The organism is Nocardia carnea NBRC 14403 (genome assembly GCF_000308515.1).
In the GTDB taxonomy this organism is placed as follows: domain Bacteria; phylum Actinomycetota; class Actinomycetes; order Mycobacteriales; family Mycobacteriaceae; genus Nocardia; species Nocardia carnea.
This window is the reverse complement of the sequence record NZ_BAFV01000015.1, coordinates 148687-165390: the sequence shown is the minus strand read 5'-3', so window position 1 is coordinate 165390 and position 16704 is coordinate 148687. Positions and strand designations below refer to the sequence as shown.

The following is a 16704-nucleotide window of genomic DNA, read 5'->3' as shown; positions in this document are numbered from 1 at the left end:
ACTACTCGGCGTACTCACCGACAGGCGGTATTTCGGTGATGACATCCACCAGTACCCCATCGGGGGCGGCCAGGATGAAGTGCCGCTGACCGAAATCCTCCGAACGGATCTCGAGTTCGGGTGACAGTCCCCCCTGAACCACGAGTCGCTCCCACTCCGCATCGACATCGTCGACCTCGAAGTTCAGCAGCAGGCCCTGAACCGGCTTGCGGTACCCGGCGGGGAGGGTGGGGTGTTCCGGGTCGAGCAGCGCGAGTTCGTAGAAACGCTCACCTTCGGTGCGCCGCAGGCTGACGTACCAGTCCGCTTCGAAAACGACCTCGAATCCGAACCAGCGCGTGTAGAAATCGCGTGCCGCCGCGATCCGGGGCGTGGCCAGTACGGGATAGCAGCTGCTGAGTGTCATATTTCCTCCACGCCCAATCGTTTCACATACCGCTGGTATGCGAACTAAGCTAGATCGCATACCAGCGGTATGTCAACAAGAAGGGCAGGGATGGCCGGTTCAGTACGAGCCCAGCAACGCGAAGAGACACGCCGCACCCTGCTACGGGAGGGCAGGCGGCTCTTCGCCGACAACGGCTACGCCGCTGTGACCATCGCCGATATAGTCACTGCGGCCGGAGTCACCAAGGGGGCGCTCTACCACCAGTTCGCGGGCAAACCCGAGGTGTTCCGCGCAGTCCTCGCCGACGTTCAGTCCGAGGTCGCCGACCGGGTCGCCGCCGCGGCGGACGCCCGCCCCACCCCGTGGGATCAACTCGTCGCCGGATGCGAAGCATTCCTCACCACCTGCGCCACCCCCGAGATCCAGCGGATCATGTTGGTCGACGGCCCCGCCGTACTCGGCTGGCAGGAATGGCGCGCGATGGACGAGGCCACCTCCGCCCGACACCTCGCCGACGCATTGACGTCGCTGATCGACGAGGGCGTCATCGCGCCGCAACCCGTCCAGCCGCTCACCCACCTACTATCCGGGGCCATGAACGAGGCAGCTCTGTGGCTCGCCTCCGGCACCGGACCAGAAGCACTCGCCGACACCCTCACTGCGCTGCGCCGGCTCCTCGACGCACTCCCGGTCCGGTAACCGCCCCGGCCGGCCGCCCGACACCGCACCATCACCGGCGTCGAACTGCCGCAGAAACGCCACCGGCGGCCGGGGAGCAATTCCCGGCCGCCGGCCTTGCCAGAACTTTCTGGATCTATCCCTTGAGCAGGGCGCGGGACATGACGACCCGCTGGATCTGGTTGGTGCCCTCATAGATCTGGGTGATCTTCGCGTCGCGCATCATCCGCTCCACCGGGAAATCGGTGGTGTAGCCGGCGCCGCCGAACAGCTGGACCGCGTTGGTGGTGACCTCCATCGCCACATCCGAGGCGAAGCATTTGGCGGCCGCCGAGATGAAGCCCAGGTTCTTCTCGCCGCGTTCGGCGCGGGCGGCGGAGGTGTAGACCATCAAGCGTGCGGCTTCGATCTTCATGGCCATATCGGCGAGCATGAACTGCGTGTTCTGGAAGTCGGCGATCGCCGTGCCGAACTGCTTGCGGTCCTTGGTGTAGGCCAGGGCCGCGTCCAGGGCGCCCTGCGCCAGGCCGACGGCCTGCGCGCCGATGGTGGGACGGGTGTGGTCGAGGGTCTGCAGGGCGGTTTTGAAACCGGTGCCGGGTTCGCCGACGATGCGGTCGCCGGGGATCCGGCAGTTCTCGAAGTACAGTTCGGCGGTGGGGGAACCCTTGATGCCGAGTTTGTGCTCGAGCGGGCCGACCACGAAACCTTCGTCGTCCTTGTGCACCAGGAACGCCGAGATACCGTTGGCACCCTTGTCCGGGTCGGTCACGGCCATGACCGTGTACCAGGACGATTTGCCGCCGTTGGTGATCCAGCATTTGGATCCGTTGAGGATCCAGTCGTCACCCTCCTGCCGGGCGCGGGTGCGCATTCCGGCGGCGTCCGAACCGGCTTCCCGCTCGGAGAGGGCGTAGGAGGCCATCTCGCCGTTGACGATATCCGGCAGCACCTTCTGCTTGAGCTCCTCGGAACCGTTGAGGATCATGCCCATGGTGCCGAGCTTGTTCACGGCCGGGATCAGCGACGACGAACCGCAGACCCGGGCGACTTCCTCGATGACGATGCAGGTCGCCACGGAATCGGCGCCCTGGCCGCCGTAGGCCTCCGGGACGTGGACGGCGTTGAAGCCCGCGGCATTGAGTGCCGTCAGCGCCTCTTCGGGGAAGCGTGCGTGCCCGTCGACATCCTTGGCGTACGGAGCGATCTCCTTCTCACAGAGGGCGCGGATGGCAGACCGCAGCTCGTCGTGGAAATCCTCCAGCTTGAACAGATCGAAATCCGGGTTTCCCGCCATTGGGTTCACTCCTGTTTGCCGGTGCGGTGCCACTCGTCGGCACTCGGTGTCAGATCCTCCGCCACTATACCGCCTGCAAATCCCTACTTCCCGGGCGAGCTATGGCACTCAGTGTCAATCGCTCGCGGTTTCCGCCAAACCACCGAGCCGCTGATGCAGCAGATCGGCCACATGCCTGGCCGGCAGATCACGCCGGAACACCGCGAGCACGAGTTCGTCCTCGCCGGACGTGCGCCGGTCACCCCGCGGAATCGTACTGAGCTCGGCCCGCAGATCCGCGGGCCCGGCAGCCGACTCCCCGCGGACCATCCGGCGCAACAGATAGTTGTGGGTCGCGGTCACCGCGGCCGTGAACTGCACCCGCGCCAGATCCGGGGAATCGGGTAGGCGCTCCCGCAGATAATCGGTGAACAACCGCTCGTAGCGGAACACCGTCACGATCTCGCGGTCACGAAGCGCCGGTACCCGGCGCACCACGTGGTAGCGGCGCTCGGCGATATCGCGCCAGCGGGTGAATCGCTCGAAAACCTGCACCACCGCCTCACACACCGCCTCCCACGGGTCTCCTTGCGCCTGCTGCAGGAACTCCCGCGCCGCGGCCAGTTGAGCTTCGTGATCGGCGAAGATCACGTCCTCCTTGGACCGGAACTGGCGGAAGAAGGTGCGCCGTGAGATACCGGCCGCCTCGGCGATCTCATCGACCGAGGTCGCCTCGTAACCCTGGTCCGCGAACAGCCGTAGCGCCTCGTCGACCACGCCGAGCCGGAAACGTACCAACTCGCCCCCGCCGGACCGGCGGACGGTTTCCTCGTTTTCCATACGCCAACCGTATCGAGCGCCGTCCCGAGATCCGCGGAGTTATCGGTCGACGGCAGCCTCAGCCCAGCAGACGCGTGCGCAGCGCTTCGTCTTTCTCCATGACCATGGCCTCGAGGCCGGCCTGGAACTGTTCCATACGTTCCCGCAGCGCGGGGTCGGCGGCGCCGAGAATGCGCGCGGCGAGCAGGCCGGCGTTGCGGGCACCGCCGATGGAGACGGTGGCCACCGGAACCCCGGCGGGCATCTGCACGATCGACAGCAGCGAATCCATACCGTCGAGGTACTTCAGCGGGACCGGCACACCGATTACCGGCAGCGGAGTGGCCGCAGCCACCATACCGGGCAGATGGGCGGCACCACCGGCACCCGCGATGAGGACCTTCAGTCCCCGCCCCGCGGCGTCCCGCGCATAGTCGAGCATGCGCTGCGGGGTGCGGTGCGCGGAGACCACGCCGACCTCGAACCGGATCCCGAACTCAGCCAGCGCCTCGGCGGCGGCCTCCATCGTGGGCCAGTCCGAATCACTGCCCATGATCAGCCCGACCGCGGGAGAACCCGGGATACTGCCTGCCACCACGTCACTCATGCGGATCCCATCCGTCGGTCCATACCGCGTGCGACATCCAGTGCGCCGCACGCTCGGCTCGTTCCCGCACCGCGGCCACCTCGTCGCCCAGCACGTTCACATGCCCGATCTTGCGGTCCGGGCGTTCACCCTTGCCGTACAGATGCACCTTCGCGTCGGGCATCCGGGCGAACAGATGATGCAACCGCTCATCCATCGACATTTCCGGCGCCTCGGGCGCACCGAGAATATTCGCCATCACGGTCACCGGGGCCAGCGGGCTCGTATCACCGAGCGGGTAGTCCAGTACGGCGCGCAGATGCTGTTCGAACTGTCCGGTACGGGCGCCGTCCATGCCCCAGTGCCCGGAGTTGTGCGGGCGCATGGCCAGTTCGTTGATCAGGATTTCCCCGGATTCGGTCTCGAACAGTTCGACCGCCATCGCCCCGACCACGCCGAGATCGCGGGCCAGCCGCAACGCGAGTTCCTCGGCCTCGGCCGCCAGTTCCTCGGAAAGGTCCGGGGCCGGCGCGATCACCACGGCGCATTGGCCGTTGCGCTGCACGGTTTCCACCACGGGCCAGGTGGCCGCCTGACCGTACGGCGAGCGGGCCACCATCGCCGACAATTCCCGCTTCAGCGCGACCCGGACCTCGGCCATCAGCGATACCCCGGCACCGAGTTGATCGGCGACTATCTTCGCCGCCTCGTCCGCGCCGGCGGGCATCCACACGCCGCGCCCGTCGTATCCGCCGCGGATCGCCTTGAGGACGACGGGCCAGCCGTATTCGTCACCGAAGCGGATCGCGTCGGCCTCGGTCTCGACCACGGTGAACGGCGGGACCGGCAGGCCGCGCGCGGACAGCTCGGTACGCATGGCCAGTTTGTCCTGGGCGTAGCGCAGCGCCTGCGGCGGCGGCAGCACGGCGACCCCCTCGGCGACCAGTGCCTCGAGATGTTCGGTGGGCACGTGTTCGTGGTCGAAGGTCAGCGCGTGCGAACCGGTGGCGGCGCGGCGCAGGGCGTCCAGATCGGTATGGCTGCCCAGGACGACATCGGGGCTGACCTGGGCGGCCGGATCGTCGGGCCGCTCGGCGAGGACCCGGAGCCGCTGCCCCAGTGCGATGGCCGCCTGATGCGTCATCCGCGCCAGCTGGCCGCCGCCGACCATGGTGACGGTCGGCATTGCCGCGGGATCGAATCTACGAGCATTCACGTCGGTAAATACTGTCACGTCCTGCGCGAACAGTGCCTAGCGGTATGCTCTGGCCTTGTGTCAATCGTCGACGACGTGGTCCGCGTCCTTCCGCAGCCCCTGCAGGATATTGCGTTCCGGAATCGTGAGCTGATCAAGTTCGCGATCGTCGGCGCCACCACGTTCGTCATCGACAGCGGGATCTTCTACTCCCTGAAGTGGACGGTTCTGGAGGAGAAGCCTGTCACGGCCAAGATCATCGCCGGTGTTATCGCGGTGATCGCCTCCTACATCCTCAACCGCGAATGGTCGTTCAAGAACCGCGGCGGGCGGGAGCGCCATCACGAGGCGCTGCTGTTCTTCGCGGTCAGCGGCGTGGGCGTCGTGCTCAGTATGCTGCCCCTCTATATCTCCCGCTACGCCTTCCAGCTGCACCAGCCCACGGTCAGCTTCATGGTGGAGAACATCGCCGATTTCGTCAGCGCCTACATCATCGGCAACCTGTTGCAGATGGCGTTCCGGTTCTGGGCGATGCGGCGCTGGGTCTTCCCGGACGAGGTCGATCAGATGCTGGAAGATCTCGAGGATTACGTGGAAGAGGAACACCACCGGCGACCGCTCGGCCGCTGACCCCGGGTCCGAACGCCCTCAGCGAGGTTCACCGACCCGCCGGCCCTCCGGCCGCGCCGCCAGTGGTTTACCGAGGAATACCGCGAACAGCGCGGGTCGGCGGCGCTGCAACTCCAGCCGGCCCCCGTCGGCCTCGATCAACGCCCGCGCCAGCGCCAGCCCGACGCCCGTGGACCCGGCACCGGAGAACCCGCGATCGAAGATATGCGGCGCCAGTTCGTCGCTGACGCCGTCTCCCTCGTCGGCCACCTGGACGCACACCAGTGGATCGCGATCCCGGCCCGGCCGGACGGTACGCACCGAGACGATGCAGGTCCCGCCGCCGTGCATCAACGCATTGTCGACCAATACCGTCACCGCCTCCCGCAACCGCGAACCGGTGATCGGGGCACGCAGTGATTCGTCCCCGGCCAGCGAGAGCGTGCGCCCCGCTTCCCGGAACGGATGGGTCCATTCGGCGACGATGCCGCGTAGTTCGTCCATCACCGGAACCGGATCGCGGTCGGTGGCATCCTCGTGCCGGGAGGCCCGGACCAGATCGTCGATGGCCTCGGTGAGCCGGTCGACCTGCGCCATTGCCTCGTCGGCCTCGTGCACCACCGCCGGATCGGAATGCGCGGACAGTTCGTCGAGCCGCAACCGCACCGCGGTGAGCCGGCTGCGCAGCTGATGCGATACATCGGCCACCAGCGCATGCTCGCGTTGTAACCGGCCGGCGATCTCCACGGTGGCCGAATCCAGCACATCGGAGACACGGTCCAGCTCCTCGATACCGTGCCGGCGCGGGTCCGCACGGAAATCGCCCATGGTGAGCCGGGCGGCCCGGGCGGCCACATCGCGGATCGGGTCGGCGACCCGCCGCGCGGTGACGATGGCGACGGTGATCGCCGCACCGAGGGACAGCGCCACCGCCAGCCCCACTCCGGCCACCGCCTGCCGCTGCCGGGCTTTCATCGGCGTGGCGGGAACTTCGAGTCGCAGTGACCCATCGGTGCCCATGGACAGCGATTCCACCAGCGGGTCGTCGACGGCGACCGCACCTATCTCCACCTTCGCAGCTTTGTCCTCCGGCGACGGATACACGATCGTCAGCCGACCGCCTTCCGGGACCAGCGGCCCGACGGTGCGCAGATCCAGGCCGCCGCGCACCACACCGGTGCCGCGTTCCTGACCGATGACCTCGGTGGAGATCTGTTCCAGCCGGCCGCGCAGATCGTTGCGGGTGATGTCCTCGACCCACAGCCAGGCGGTATAGGTGAGCGGAATCCCGAGCACCACCGTGGTCAGCATCAGCACGGTCAGCATCGACCGCAGGATCCGGCGCCGCACGTCAGTCGGTGTTCAACCGGAAGCCGACACCGCGCACGGTGACGATCCGCCGTTCCGCCATCGGGCCCTCGTCCCCGATCTTGCGCCGTAACCAGGACATATGCATATCCAGGGTTTTGGAACCCCGCAGTTCGGCGTCTCCCCACACCTCACGCAGGATGGTTTCGCGCGACACCACCTGGCCGGCCCGGTCGATCAGCACCTTGAGCAGCTCGTACTCCTTGTTCGCCAACCCGATTTCCACTCCGTTGACCAGTACCCGCCGAGCCGCCGGTTCGAGCCGGATCCCGCCGACCTCCACGGTGTCGTCGCCGATCCCACTGCGCCGTAACAGGGCCCGCACCCGGGCGAGCAGTTCGGCCAGGCGGAACGGTTTACCGACGTAATCGTCGGCGCCGGCATCGAGGCCGACGACGAAATCGACCTCGTCGGTGCGGGCGGTGAGCATCAGTACCGCCATTTCGGCGCCGCGGGCGCGGACCTGGCGGCAGACCTCCAGCCCATCCATTCCCGGTAGCCCGAGATCGAGAATCAGCAGATCATGGTGGCCTTCCAGCGCCCGGTCCAGTACCGCGGGACCGAAACTCTCCACGGTCACCGAATATCCTTCGCGGCCCAGCGCCCGCGACAGTGGCGCGGCGATCGCCTCGTCGTCTTCGCCCAGCAATACGGCGGTCATGCGGACAAGGTTACGGTCCGCCGATCTCGGGACTGCGTACTCAGTAGCCGCCGTGCCGCGGCGAGGCCTCGAAAACCTGGTGGTACAGCAGTGCGTGCACCTGTTCCACATTCGGTATATCGGAATATTCCAGCGGTTCCTCCGAGGACGAACCGATGATCAACTCGCCGGTCCGGAACATCCGGTCCACCAGACCGTGCCGGAACTGGACACTGGAAATACGGCTCATCGGAATATCGAGACCGCTGTGGGTGAGTACGCCTTCGCGCACCAGTACCCGGCGGTCGGTGACGATGAAATGCGTCGAACGCCAGTCCAGGATCGGCCCCACACTCCGCCAGGCCAGCACTGCCAGCCAGATCGCCAGGATCAGCAGCAGCAGCACCGAGCGCGTCGTCGACTCGGTGGTCCGCGACACCAGACCACCCAGGAAACCCGCCAGCGCCGTAGCGACGATGAGCGTGGCGACGGGCCACAACAGCATCTTCCAATGGGGGTGGGTGTGCAGGATCAGCTCCTCGTCGGGCGCCAGCGCATCCTCCGGATATCCCATGACCGCACATTACCGCCGAAATCCCGGGTCGCTTCCGGCGACGCGGGTTTTCAGGCCACTCCGCGTCAACTCGGGCGCAGATGGGTGATATCTCCGGCGGAGACCGCTTCCTCACCGATCAGCAACCGGCCCGAAGAGTCGATATCGCGGGCGATTCCGGTGAGCAGCCCGCCGCCCGGAAGTTCCGCGCGCACCGGGGTACCGAGCGTCGCACAGCGTTCCCGATAGGCGGCGGCGAGATCGCCGGTATCCCAGTCCGCGTCGTGCCAGGCGGTATAGCGATTCGCGAATTCCGTCAGCAGCGCCAGGACCAGGGCCGTGCGGTCCGGATCGGGCACATCGCAGAGGGTGAGCGAAGTCGCGTGCGGTACAGGCAGTTCGTCGGCATCGAGGCTCACATTGAGACCGACCCCCATCACCACGGCCGGTCGCGGACCGCCGGCAGCGGCCTCGGTGAGAATGCCTGCGATCTTGCGTCCCTCGATCAGGACATCGTTGGGCCATTTCAGCGCCGCCGGTACACCGGTCGCCGAGCGCAGTGCATCGACCACCGCAATACCGGTGAGCAGCGGGAGCCAGCCGAGCAGTTCGGGATCGAGCCCGTCGGTCCGGACGAGCAGCGAAAGCGAGATCTGCGCGCGCGGAGGGCTGGTCCAGGGCCGGGCGAGCCGGCCGCGGCCCTGCTCCTGAGCCTCTGCCACCAACACCACGCGATCGACTTCCGGGTCCTCGGCCCGCGCGAGTAGATCCGCGTTGGTGGAGCCGGTCGATTCGACCACCTCTATCCCGGTGAAGAACTTCAGTTCCGGGGTTTCGGTGAGCGCGTGCCGCAAACGTTCGGTATCCAACGGAGGCCTGTCCACCAGGGGCAGGGTACTGCGTCCTGCCGCCGCCTCCGGAGTCGCGGGGTTCGGGTACTTGTTGACGTGCTTTCGGGGTGGACCTTCGGTGAAAGGGCCGGGGATTGTTTTGAGACGTGCCGGGGTCGAGGCCGGGGACCTGGTCACCCTGCTGTCGGGGTGAACCATCGGTGAAAGGGCGGGCTGTAATTTTGGAGCCGCTCCGCGGCTCGAGGGCGGGGCCCTGTTGGGCCCCACCCATGGACAGGTGAGGTGGTGGTGGGGTGGACCGGGCGGGAGAGTTATCGGGCGAGGTCGAAGCCGCGGGTGGATACCGGGGGCCGAATCGCTTCGGGTTCAGCTTCTTCTGGTTCGGTTTCGGGTTCGGGAACCTGTTCGGTGAACGTCGGTTCCGGCTCGGTCACCCGCCGCGTGAATGCCACGGCTTCGGGGTATTGTCCGGTGCGAGTTGTCCAGTGCCACATAACGATCCACCTCCCCTCGGGGTCGAAAATCGGCCTGTTACAAGGGTATTGCCTCGGGTAGGTGCCGGGAAAGCGATTTAATTTCCCCTCTGCGGACCTGCGATGGCCGAGAGATCACCGGTGTCGACGCCGAGCCGTTCCCGCTGAGACCGGTCAGCGCACACACTCCCGGGTGTCCTGAGCGGCGGTCCGGGATGCGGTGATCGCGGGGAAGTCCATCGTGTGTCGTCACCACTGTTCGCGGCGATTTGCGGTACACATAACGACCAGCGGCGACCGACCCACCTGGGGTTTTCATCACCGCGCTCTACTCGCGAGTAGCGAGATCTGGGTTAACAGCGCGGTACCGCTCTGGTTACACTCCGAGCCATGACGAGTGTCCAGCAGCAGCCCACGCCGGATTCGGCAGGTGCGCCCGATATCCACACCACCGCCGGCAAACTGGCTGACCTGCGGAATCGGCTGGAAGAGGCCCAGCATCCGATGGGTGAAGCCGCAGTCGACAAGGTCCACGCCAAGGGCAAGTTGACCGCCCGGGAACGTATTCTCGCCCTGGTCGACGAGGGTTCCTTCGTCGAACTCGATGCCCTGGCCCGGCACCGCAGCGTCAATTTCGGTCTCGACAAGCAGCGCCCGCTCGGCGACGGCGTGGTGACCGGTTACGGCACCATCGACGGCCGCGAGGTATGCCTGTTCAGCCAGGACTCCACCGTCTTCGGCGGCAGCCTCGGCGAGGTGTACGGCGAGAAGATCGTGAAGGTCATGGACCTGGCGATCAAGACCGGCCGTCCGCTGATCGGTATCAACGACGGCGCCGGCGCCCGTATCCAGGAGGGCGTCGTCTCGCTCGGCCTCTACGGCGAGATCTTCCACCGCAATATCCAGGCCTCCGGCGTGATCCCGCAGATCTCGCTGATCCTGGGTGCCGCCGCGGGTGGGCACGTGTACTCCCCCGCGCTCACCGACTTCGTCGTCATGGTCGATCAGACCAGCCAGATGTTCATCACCGGACCCGACGTCATCAAGACGGTCACCGGTGAAGAGGTCACCATGGAGGAGCTGGGCGGCGCCCACACCCATATGGCCAAGTCGGGAACGGCGCACTATGTGGCCTCCGGCGAACAGGACGCCCTCGACTACGTCAAGGATCTGCTGTCCTACCTGCCCAGCAACAACCGCGCCGAAGCCCCGCGCTTCCCGGCGTCGGATCCGATCACCGGCGCGATCGAGGATTCGCTCACCGAAGAGGACCTCGAACTCGACACCCTGATCCCGGATTCGCCGAACCAGCCCTATGACATGCACGAGGTCATCCGCCGGCTGCTCGACGACGACGAATTCCTGGAGATCCAGGCCGAGCGGGCCATGAACATCATCGTGGGCTTCGGCCGGGTCGACGGCCGCAGCGTCGGCATCGTCGCCAACCAGCCCACCCAGTTCGCCGGTTGCCTCGATATCGACGCCTCGGAGAAGGCCGCCCGCTTCGTACGCACCTGCGACGCCTTCAACGTCCCGATCATCACCCTGGTGGACGTGCCCGGCTTCCTGCCCGGCACCGACCAGGAATACAACGGCATCATCCGGCGCGGCGCCAAGCTGCTCTACGCCTACGGTGAGGCCACTGTGGGCAAAATCACGATCATTACCCGTAAGGCCTACGGCGGCGCCTACGACGTCATGGGTTCCAAGCATATGGGTGCCGATGTGAACCTGGCCTGGCCCACCGCGCAGATCGCGGTGATGGGTGCCTCCGGCGCGGTCGGATTCGTCTATCGCAAACGGCTCGCCGAGGCTGCCAAAGAAGGCGCTGACGTGGAGAAACTGCGCCTGGAGCTGCAGAACGAGTACGAGGACACGTTGGTCAATCCCTACGTCGCCGCCGAACGCGGTTACGTGGACGCCGTGATCCCGCCGTCGCATACGCGCGGCCAGATCGTGTCCGCGCTGCGGCTGCTCGAGCGCAAGATGGTGACCCTTCCGCCGAAGAAACACGGCAACATCCCGCTGTGATCCAGCGATACGCTCAATAAGCCGCACACTGATCGGTGGAAACAAGATCGGTGGAAGGTGATCGGGCCGAAACTACGCGCGCCCGATCGAGGCAAGAGAGAGGATCTGGCACTGTGACGATTGTGGCAGAAGAAGAAGTATTGGCCGCAGCCGAACTGGACCTCGCCACCGGGGATCTGGCGGTCGATACCGCAAGCGTTGCCGATGCGAGCCCTGCTGCCGAGGCCGACGGCCGGCAGCCGTTGCTGGTCATCGAAAAGGGCGCGCCCAGCGACGCCGATATCGCCGCACTGGTCTGTGTTTTCACCGCCGCCGCGGCGGCCGCGGCGCCCGCCGACAACGGGCCACAGGATCTGTGGGGCCGGCCGACCATGCTGCACCGCGGTAGCTCGCCGTTCTCGCCGTACTCCTACCCGCAGCTGTCGAACCTGCGTTTCTGATATCGAAAACAGGAGAATGCCGGACGTGACCCGCCTGGTTCTCGCTTCCGCGTCCCCGGCCCGCCGGTCGGTTCTACGTGCCGCCGGTATCGAACCGATCGTCCGGGTGTCGGACGTGGACGAGGACGCCGTAGCGGCGGCGTTGCCCGCCGGAACCGGCCCTCGCGACATCGTCGTGGAATTGGCCCGGGCAAAAGCTCGAGCGGTGGCCGCCACTCTCGCCGTGGACGGGTCCAGTCCGGATGAGGATCTCGTCGTCGTCGGTTGCGATTCGATGCTGCTGATCGACGGCGAACTCCAGGGCAAACCGCATACGGCAGAGGTGGCCCAGGCTCGCTGGCAGGCCATGGCCGGGAACAACGCCGACCTGCTGACCGGGCATTGCGTACTCCGGCTCCGTTCCGGCTCGGTGGCCGCCGAAGCCCTCGACTGCAGCGCGACCACCGTGCACTTCGGAAAACCGGATCCGGCCGAACTGGACGCCTATATCGCCACCGGCGAACCATTGCAGGTGGCGGGTGCGTTCACACTGGACGGTCTGGGCGGCTGGTTCGTCGACCGGATCGACGGCGATCCGTCCAGCGTGGTCGGTATCGGGTTACCACTGTTGCGCCGACTGCTGCAGGAAGTGGGCGTCGGTATCGAACGTTTGTGGGCCGACGGGCGGCCCTGAACCCGGCGCGGTACGAAACACCCGCCCGCCCTGCTGTCGCGCCGCGGGCGTGAGGGGGCCGGACGAGGCCGGTAGGACGCCGGTGCCCGGCGCCGCCGAAGCCGGTGGCAGCTGACTCGCCGGCCGTACCGCCTGCCCCGCCATTCTCGCCACCCGTGCTGCTTGACCGGCGGCCGCGTCGATCACACCCGATTCAGCCGGACCTCGCGGCGATGCGGAAACCGGGTTCTGTTCCTGGCCGGGGGGAGGCTCCGCCGGCTCGATCCGCCGCAAACGCACCTCACAGACCTCGTCGGCCACGAACGGGACGAGTTCGGCGTCCACCGTGCCGGCTGCGCCGGATCTCTCCAGCAGCTCCGCGAGCAGGCCGCGGTGCACACCGCACACCACATCGGTGTGCGTACGCGCCAGATCGCGCAACGGGCAGGCCGTCAGCCGGACCACCGCGGTGTCCTCGGCGTCGCGTGCCGCGCTATCGCGTTCCGGGGCGAAACCCAGTTCCGACATGAGCGAAACGGTCCGGTCCTTCGCGTCCTGCACCGATTCGATCGGTTCGCCGGACGTCTCGAGTTTGCCGCCCCAGGCCCGGCCCGCGGCGATACCGGCCGCCGCTTGGCGTTCGGGATCGGGGCCGAGCTGATCGGCGAGCGCTTGGGCCAGGTCCTGATACCCGATACTGCGCTGGACAGCGCGGTAGCCGATACGCGGGCGGCCCCGCCCGCGGGGCGGCTGCTGGAACTGCCGGACCAGCGACTCGCGGGTGAGAATGTCCAGGTGGAAACGCACAGTGGTGACATGCTGGCCGGTGATCTGGGCCAGTTGCTGGGCGTCGAGGGGTTCGCTCGCGCTGCGGAGGATCGCGAGCAGGCGCCGCCGCGGCCAAGAATCAGACATAGCTCACCCCTCCTTCGGGGAGACTTTATCGGAGCCGTATGCGACTAAATCGCCCATTGCACCGACTTTGTGCTCTGCAACAAGTTCACGTCAAGTCACACTTACTATCCACAGTGCGGCTCGAACCTGTCGTCAGCACTGCCCGCCTCCTGTGAAGGATCCTTGAACGTGCCCGTCGCCCCGGACCCATATCCTGCCTTCGGCTCGTATGCTTGCCCACACCGTTTGGTAACCACGCAATGGTTGTCGGCAAACCTCGGCACCCCCGGTCTCAAGATCATCGAATGTAATGCCGATGTCCTCCTCTACGGCATCGGCCATGTTCCGGGCGCAGGCAAGCTCGACTGGCGCAGCGATCTCGACGACCCCGTGACCCGTGACTATATCGACGGTGAGCGATTCACCGAACTCATGTGGTCCCAGGGCATCGAACACGACGACACCATCGTGCTGTACGGCAACGACGGTAACTCGCACGCCGCGCACGCGCTGTGGGTTTTCACCATGTTCGGCCACGCCGATGTCCGGTTGCTCGACGGCGGCCGCGACGCCTGGATCGCCGAGGGCCGCGATACCGTCTTCGAAACCCCCGAGCCTGCCCGCAGCCACTATCCCCGGGTCCACCGCGACGACAACACCGTGCGCGCATTCCGGGAGGACGTCCTCGAACAGCTCGGCACCGCCCTCGTCGACGTCCGCTCACCACAGGAGTACGCGGGTTTCTCCGGCGACTCCGGCCCCGGCGGCCCCCTGCGCGGCGGACATATACCGACCGCCGTCAACATCCCCTGGACCAGCGCCCTGGGCCCCGACGGCCGGTTCCGGTCGCGCACCGAACTCGATGCCGTCTACGGCCATCTCACGACCGCCGATCCACTCACCGTCTACAGCGGAGTCGGCGAACGCTCCAGCCACACCTGGTTCGTGCTGAAGTACCTCCTCGGCTGCGATCCGGTCCGTAACTACGACGGTTCCTGGAGCGAATGGGGCAACTCGGTACGCATGCCCATCGCCACCGGTGCCGGGTAGTCGAAACGCCCGCGCCGCGGGCACTGTGATCTACCCCCCTACTACTCAGTAGGGCTATCCGAGTTCCCGCATTGTTGGCAGACTGCCTACACTCGCCCGGAGACATACATGTCGACCGGGCGCGGAGCCCGCGTAGCGGATCCGAACCCACGGAAGCGGAGCCCACGAAGCGATCCGACCCGATTTGCGGACCGGCGGACCCCGATCCGCGGGAGCGGAGCCGAGGCGCGGCCCATCCCGCACAGCGACCAAAGAGATTGCAACAGGAGGCTCAGTGCCCAGCCATGCCAGCGCGCGGATCACGAAGGTACTCGTAGCTAACCGAGGCGAGATTGCCGTGCGCGTTATCCGGGCGGCCAAGGACGCCGGTCTCGGCAGTGTCGCGGTTTACGCAGAACCCGATGCCGACGCGCCCTTCGTCAAGCTCGCCGACGAAGCGTTCGCCCTGGGCGGGCAGACCTCGGCCGAGTCGTATCTGGTCTTCGACAAGATCCTCGATGCCGCGGCCAAGTCCGGCGCGGATGCCATCCACCCCGGTTACGGCTTCCTCTCCGAGAATGCCGACTTCGCCCAGGCCGTCCTCGACGCCGGGCTGATCTGGATCGGGCCTTCCCCGCAGTCCATCCGCGACCTCGGCGACAAGGTCACCGCCCGGCATATCGCCGAGCGCGCGAAGGCGCCGATGGCGGCGGGCACCAAGGATCCGGTCAAGGATGCGACCGAGGTCGTGGAGTTCGCGAAGAAGTACGGCGTACCGGTCGCGATCAAGGCCGCGTTCGGTGGTGGCGGTCGCGGTATGAAGGTCGCGCACACCATCGAGGAGATTCCCGAACTGTTCGAATCGGCCACCCGTGAAGCGGTCGCTGCGTTCGGCCGCGGGGAATGCTTCGTCGAGCAGTACCTGGACAAGGCCCGCCACGTCGAGGCGCAGGTGATCGCCGATAAGCACGGCAATGTGATCGTCGCCGGTACCCGCGACTGCTCGCTGCAGCGCCGCTTCCAGAAGCTGGTCGAAGAGGCCCCCGCCCCGTTCCTGAGCGATGAGGTGCGCGCCGAGATCCACGCCTCCGCCAAGCGGATCTGCAAGGAAGCCGGTTACTACGGCGCCGGCACCGTCGAATACCTGGTGCAGGGCGATACCGTCTCGTTCCTCGAGGTGAACACCCGCCTGCAGGTCGAGCACCCGGTCACCGAGGAGACCTCCGGCCTGGACCTGGTCCGCCAGCAGTTCCGGATCGCCAACGGCGAGAAGCTGGAACTCACCGAGGATCCGGCCCCGCGCGGGCACTCCTTCGAATTCCGGATCAACGGCGAGGACGCGGGCCGCGGCTTCCTGCCCGCCCCCGGCCCCGTCACCGCGTACTCCGAGCCGACCGGCCCGGGTGTGCGCGTGGACTCCGGCGTGGTGGCCGGCAGCGTGATCGGCGGCCAGTTCGATTCCATGCTGGCCAAGCTCGTCGTCACCGGTGAGAACCGGACCCAGGCGCTGGAGCGGGCGCGGCGCGCACTGGCCGAATTCCATGTGGAGGGCCTGGCCACGGTGATCCCGTTCCACCGGGCGATCGTGGAGGATCCCGCCTTCGTCGGCAATGGCGAATCGTTCGACGTCTACACCAAGTGGATCGAGACGGAGTGGAAGAACACCGTCGAGCCGTTCACCGGCGGCGCCCCCGCCGACGAGGACGACGAACCGCGGCAGAAGGTCGTGGTCGAGGTCGGCGGCCGCCGCGTCGAGGTCTCGCTGCCGGGCCAGTTCTCGATCGGTTCGGGTGCCCCCGCGGCCGGCGGTGCGGTACGTAAGAAGCCGAAGCCGCGTAAGCGTGGCGGCGCGGGCGGCGGTGCCGCCTCCGGTGACGCGGTCACCGCGCCGATGCAGGGCACCGTCGTGAAGGTCGCCGTCGAGGAAGGGCAGTCGGTCGAGGCCGGCGATCTGATCGCGGTACTCGAGGCCATGAAGATGGAGAATCCGGTGAACGCGCACAAGGCCGGTGTGGTCACCGGCCTGAATGTGGCGGCCGGCGCCGCGATCACCCAGGGCACGGTGCTCGCCGAGATCAAGTAGGCCGGACGCCGTCGTCGCCCCCGCGGGTTCACCGCGAACGGGTGAGCGACGGTACGCCGACAGCCGGGCCAACACTGGATGCACAGTGTCGCGGAGCGGGTGCGTGGTCGAGATCACGCACCCGCTCCGGCGTATGGTG

General features: G+C 66.9%; 17 protein-coding genes. 7 read left to right on the top strand and 10 right to left on the bottom strand.

Features of this window, described 5'->3' with window-relative positions; all coding sequences use genetic code 11:
* Position 1: 1 nt before the first annotated feature.
* A complete protein-coding gene (locus tag ON22_RS04815; RefSeq protein WP_033244379.1) occupies positions 2-406 on the bottom strand; it encodes a VOC family protein in 405 nt (134 codons plus the stop codon).
* A 90-nt stretch (positions 407-496) separates the two neighbouring features.
* On the opposite strand from ON22_RS04815, the gene ON22_RS04810 reads away from it, so the two are divergent.
* Positions 497-1087, top strand: a complete 591-nt coding sequence (locus ON22_RS04810) for a TetR/AcrR family transcriptional regulator (RefSeq protein ID WP_033244378.1) — start codon at positions 497-499, stop codon at positions 1085-1087.
* Between the two features lie 115 nt (positions 1088-1202).
* Here the strand turns inward: ON22_RS04810 and ON22_RS04805 are convergent, their stop codons facing one another.
* The 4 genes from ON22_RS04805 to ON22_RS04790 all read right to left on the bottom strand — a co-directional run bounded on the left by ON22_RS04805 (position 1203) and on the right by ON22_RS04790 (position 4933).
* Positions 1203-2363: an acyl-CoA dehydrogenase gene (locus tag ON22_RS04805; RefSeq protein ID WP_033244377.1), complete on the bottom strand. Its 1161-nt coding sequence runs from the start codon at positions 2361-2363 to the stop codon at positions 1203-1205.
* A 114-nt stretch (positions 2364-2477) separates the two neighbouring features.
* On the bottom strand, positions 2478-3182 hold the full coding sequence (locus ON22_RS04800; RefSeq protein ID WP_033244376.1) for a TetR family transcriptional regulator: 705 nt from the start codon (positions 3180-3182) through the stop codon (positions 2478-2480).
* A gap of 58 nt (positions 3183-3240) precedes the next feature.
* Entirely contained in the window at positions 3241-3714 is a 474-nt protein-coding gene (gene purE, locus ON22_RS04795; RefSeq protein WP_033244666.1) for a 5-(carboxyamino)imidazole ribonucleotide mutase, read from the bottom strand.
* Positions 3715-3760: 46 nt separating this feature from the next.
* Positions 3761-4933: a 5-(carboxyamino)imidazole ribonucleotide synthase gene (locus ON22_RS04790; RefSeq protein ID WP_081595329.1), complete on the bottom strand. Its 1173-nt coding sequence runs from the start codon at positions 4931-4933 to the stop codon at positions 3761-3763.
* Positions 4934-5020: 87 nt separating this feature from the next.
* Between ON22_RS04790 and ON22_RS04785 the strand changes: the two genes are divergently transcribed.
* Complete coding sequence (locus ON22_RS04785) at positions 5021-5572, top strand: GtrA family protein (RefSeq protein ID WP_033244374.1); 552 nt, start codon at positions 5021-5023, stop codon at positions 5570-5572.
* Positions 5573-5590: 18 nt separating this feature from the next.
* Here the strand turns inward: ON22_RS04785 and ON22_RS04780 are convergent, their stop codons facing one another.
* From ON22_RS04780 to ON22_RS04765, 4 genes are all read right to left on the bottom strand, one after another.
* Positions 5591-6901 carry a sensor histidine kinase gene (locus ON22_RS04780; RefSeq protein ID WP_033244373.1) on the bottom strand — a complete coding sequence of 437 codons (1311 nt, stop codon included), beginning with the start codon at positions 6899-6901 and terminating at the stop codon, positions 5591-5593.
* 1 nt (position 6902) lies between these two features.
* Positions 6903-7580, bottom strand: a complete 678-nt coding sequence (locus tag ON22_RS04775) for a response regulator transcription factor (RefSeq protein ID WP_033244372.1) — start codon at positions 7578-7580, stop codon at positions 6903-6905.
* Between the two features lie 40 nt (positions 7581-7620).
* Positions 7621-8133 (bottom strand): PH domain-containing protein, encoded by a 513-nt coding sequence (locus tag ON22_RS04770; RefSeq protein WP_033244371.1) that lies wholly within the window; start codon positions 8131-8133, stop codon positions 7621-7623.
* A 65-nt stretch (positions 8134-8198) separates the two neighbouring features.
* Complete coding sequence (locus ON22_RS04765; protein ID WP_033244370.1) at positions 8199-8996, bottom strand: biotin--[acetyl-CoA-carboxylase] ligase; 798 nt, start codon at positions 8994-8996, stop codon at positions 8199-8201.
* An 830-nt stretch (positions 8997-9826) separates the two neighbouring features.
* On the opposite strand from ON22_RS04765, the gene ON22_RS04755 reads away from it, so the two are divergent.
* The 3 genes from ON22_RS04755 (at position 9827) to ON22_RS04745 (ending at position 12580) form a co-directional block, all read left to right on the top strand.
* Positions 9827-11467 (top strand): acyl-CoA carboxylase subunit beta, encoded by a 1641-nt coding sequence (locus ON22_RS04755; protein ID WP_033244368.1) that lies wholly within the window; start codon positions 9827-9829, stop codon positions 11465-11467.
* Between the two features lie 113 nt (positions 11468-11580).
* Entirely contained in the window at positions 11581-11907 is a 327-nt protein-coding gene (locus tag ON22_RS04750; RefSeq protein ID WP_033244367.1) for an acyl-CoA carboxylase subunit epsilon, read from the top strand.
* A gap of 25 nt (positions 11908-11932) precedes the next feature.
* The gene (locus ON22_RS04745) at positions 11933-12580 is read left to right on the top strand and encodes a Maf family protein (protein WP_033244665.1); all 648 of its coding nucleotides are present in this window, start codon (positions 11933-11935) and stop codon (positions 12578-12580) included.
* Here the strand turns inward: ON22_RS04745 and ON22_RS38365 are convergent.
* Positions 12506-13474, bottom strand: coding sequence for a helix-turn-helix transcriptional regulator (locus ON22_RS38365; protein WP_231508580.1), 969 nt, complete (start codon positions 13472-13474; stop codon positions 12506-12508). The genes ON22_RS04745 and ON22_RS38365 overlap by 75 nt on opposite strands.
* Before the next feature lie 168 nt (positions 13475-13642).
* Between ON22_RS38365 and ON22_RS04735 the strand changes: the two genes are divergently transcribed.
* Together ON22_RS04735 and ON22_RS04730 are read left to right on the top strand one after the other, a co-directional pair.
* Complete coding sequence (locus tag ON22_RS04735; protein ID WP_033244366.1) at positions 13643-14503, top strand: sulfurtransferase; 861 nt, start codon at positions 13643-13645, stop codon at positions 14501-14503.
* Between the two features lie 274 nt (positions 14504-14777).
* Positions 14778-16565, top strand: coding sequence for an acetyl/propionyl/methylcrotonyl-CoA carboxylase subunit alpha (locus tag ON22_RS04730; protein ID WP_033244365.1), 1788 nt, complete (start codon positions 14778-14780; stop codon positions 16563-16565).
* The last annotated feature ends 139 nt before the right edge of the window (positions 16566-16704 follow it).

What these genes read in the sequence shown, in the direction of transcription:
- ON22_RS04815 (WP_033244379.1), bottom strand. Translation starts at nt 406, where the DNA reads ATGACACTCAGCAGCTGCTATCCCGTACTGGCCACGCCCCGGATCGCG.
- ON22_RS04810 (WP_033244378.1), top strand. Translation starts at nt 497, where the DNA reads ATGGCCGGTTCAGTACGAGCCCAGCAACGCGAAGAGACACGCCGCACC.
- ON22_RS04805 (WP_033244377.1), bottom strand. Translation starts at nt 2,363, where the DNA reads ATGGCGGGAAACCCGGATTTCGATCTGTTCAAGCTGGAGGATTTCCAC.
- ON22_RS04800 (WP_033244376.1), bottom strand. Translation starts at nt 3,182, where the DNA reads ATGGAAAACGAGGAAACCGTCCGCCGGTCCGGCGGGGGCGAGTTGGTA.
- purE (WP_033244666.1), bottom strand. Translation starts at nt 3,714, where the DNA reads ATGGGCAGTGATTCGGACTGGCCCACGATGGAGGCCGCCGCCGAGGCG.
- ON22_RS04790 (WP_081595329.1), bottom strand. Translation starts at nt 4,933, where the DNA reads ATGCCGACCGTCACCATGGTCGGCGGCGGCCAGCTGGCGCGGATGACG.
- ON22_RS04775 (WP_033244372.1), bottom strand. Translation starts at nt 7,580, where the DNA reads ATGACCGCCGTATTGCTGGGCGAAGACGACGAGGCGATCGCCGCGCCA.
- ON22_RS04770 (WP_033244371.1), bottom strand. Translation starts at nt 8,133, where the DNA reads ATGGGATATCCGGAGGATGCGCTGGCGCCCGACGAGGAGCTGATCCTG.
- ON22_RS04755 (WP_033244368.1), top strand. Translation starts at nt 9,827, where the DNA reads ATGACGAGTGTCCAGCAGCAGCCCACGCCGGATTCGGCAGGTGCGCCC.
- ON22_RS38365 (WP_231508580.1), bottom strand. Translation starts at nt 13,474, where the DNA reads ATGTCTGATTCTTGGCCGCGGCGGCGCCTGCTCGCGATCCTCCGCAGC.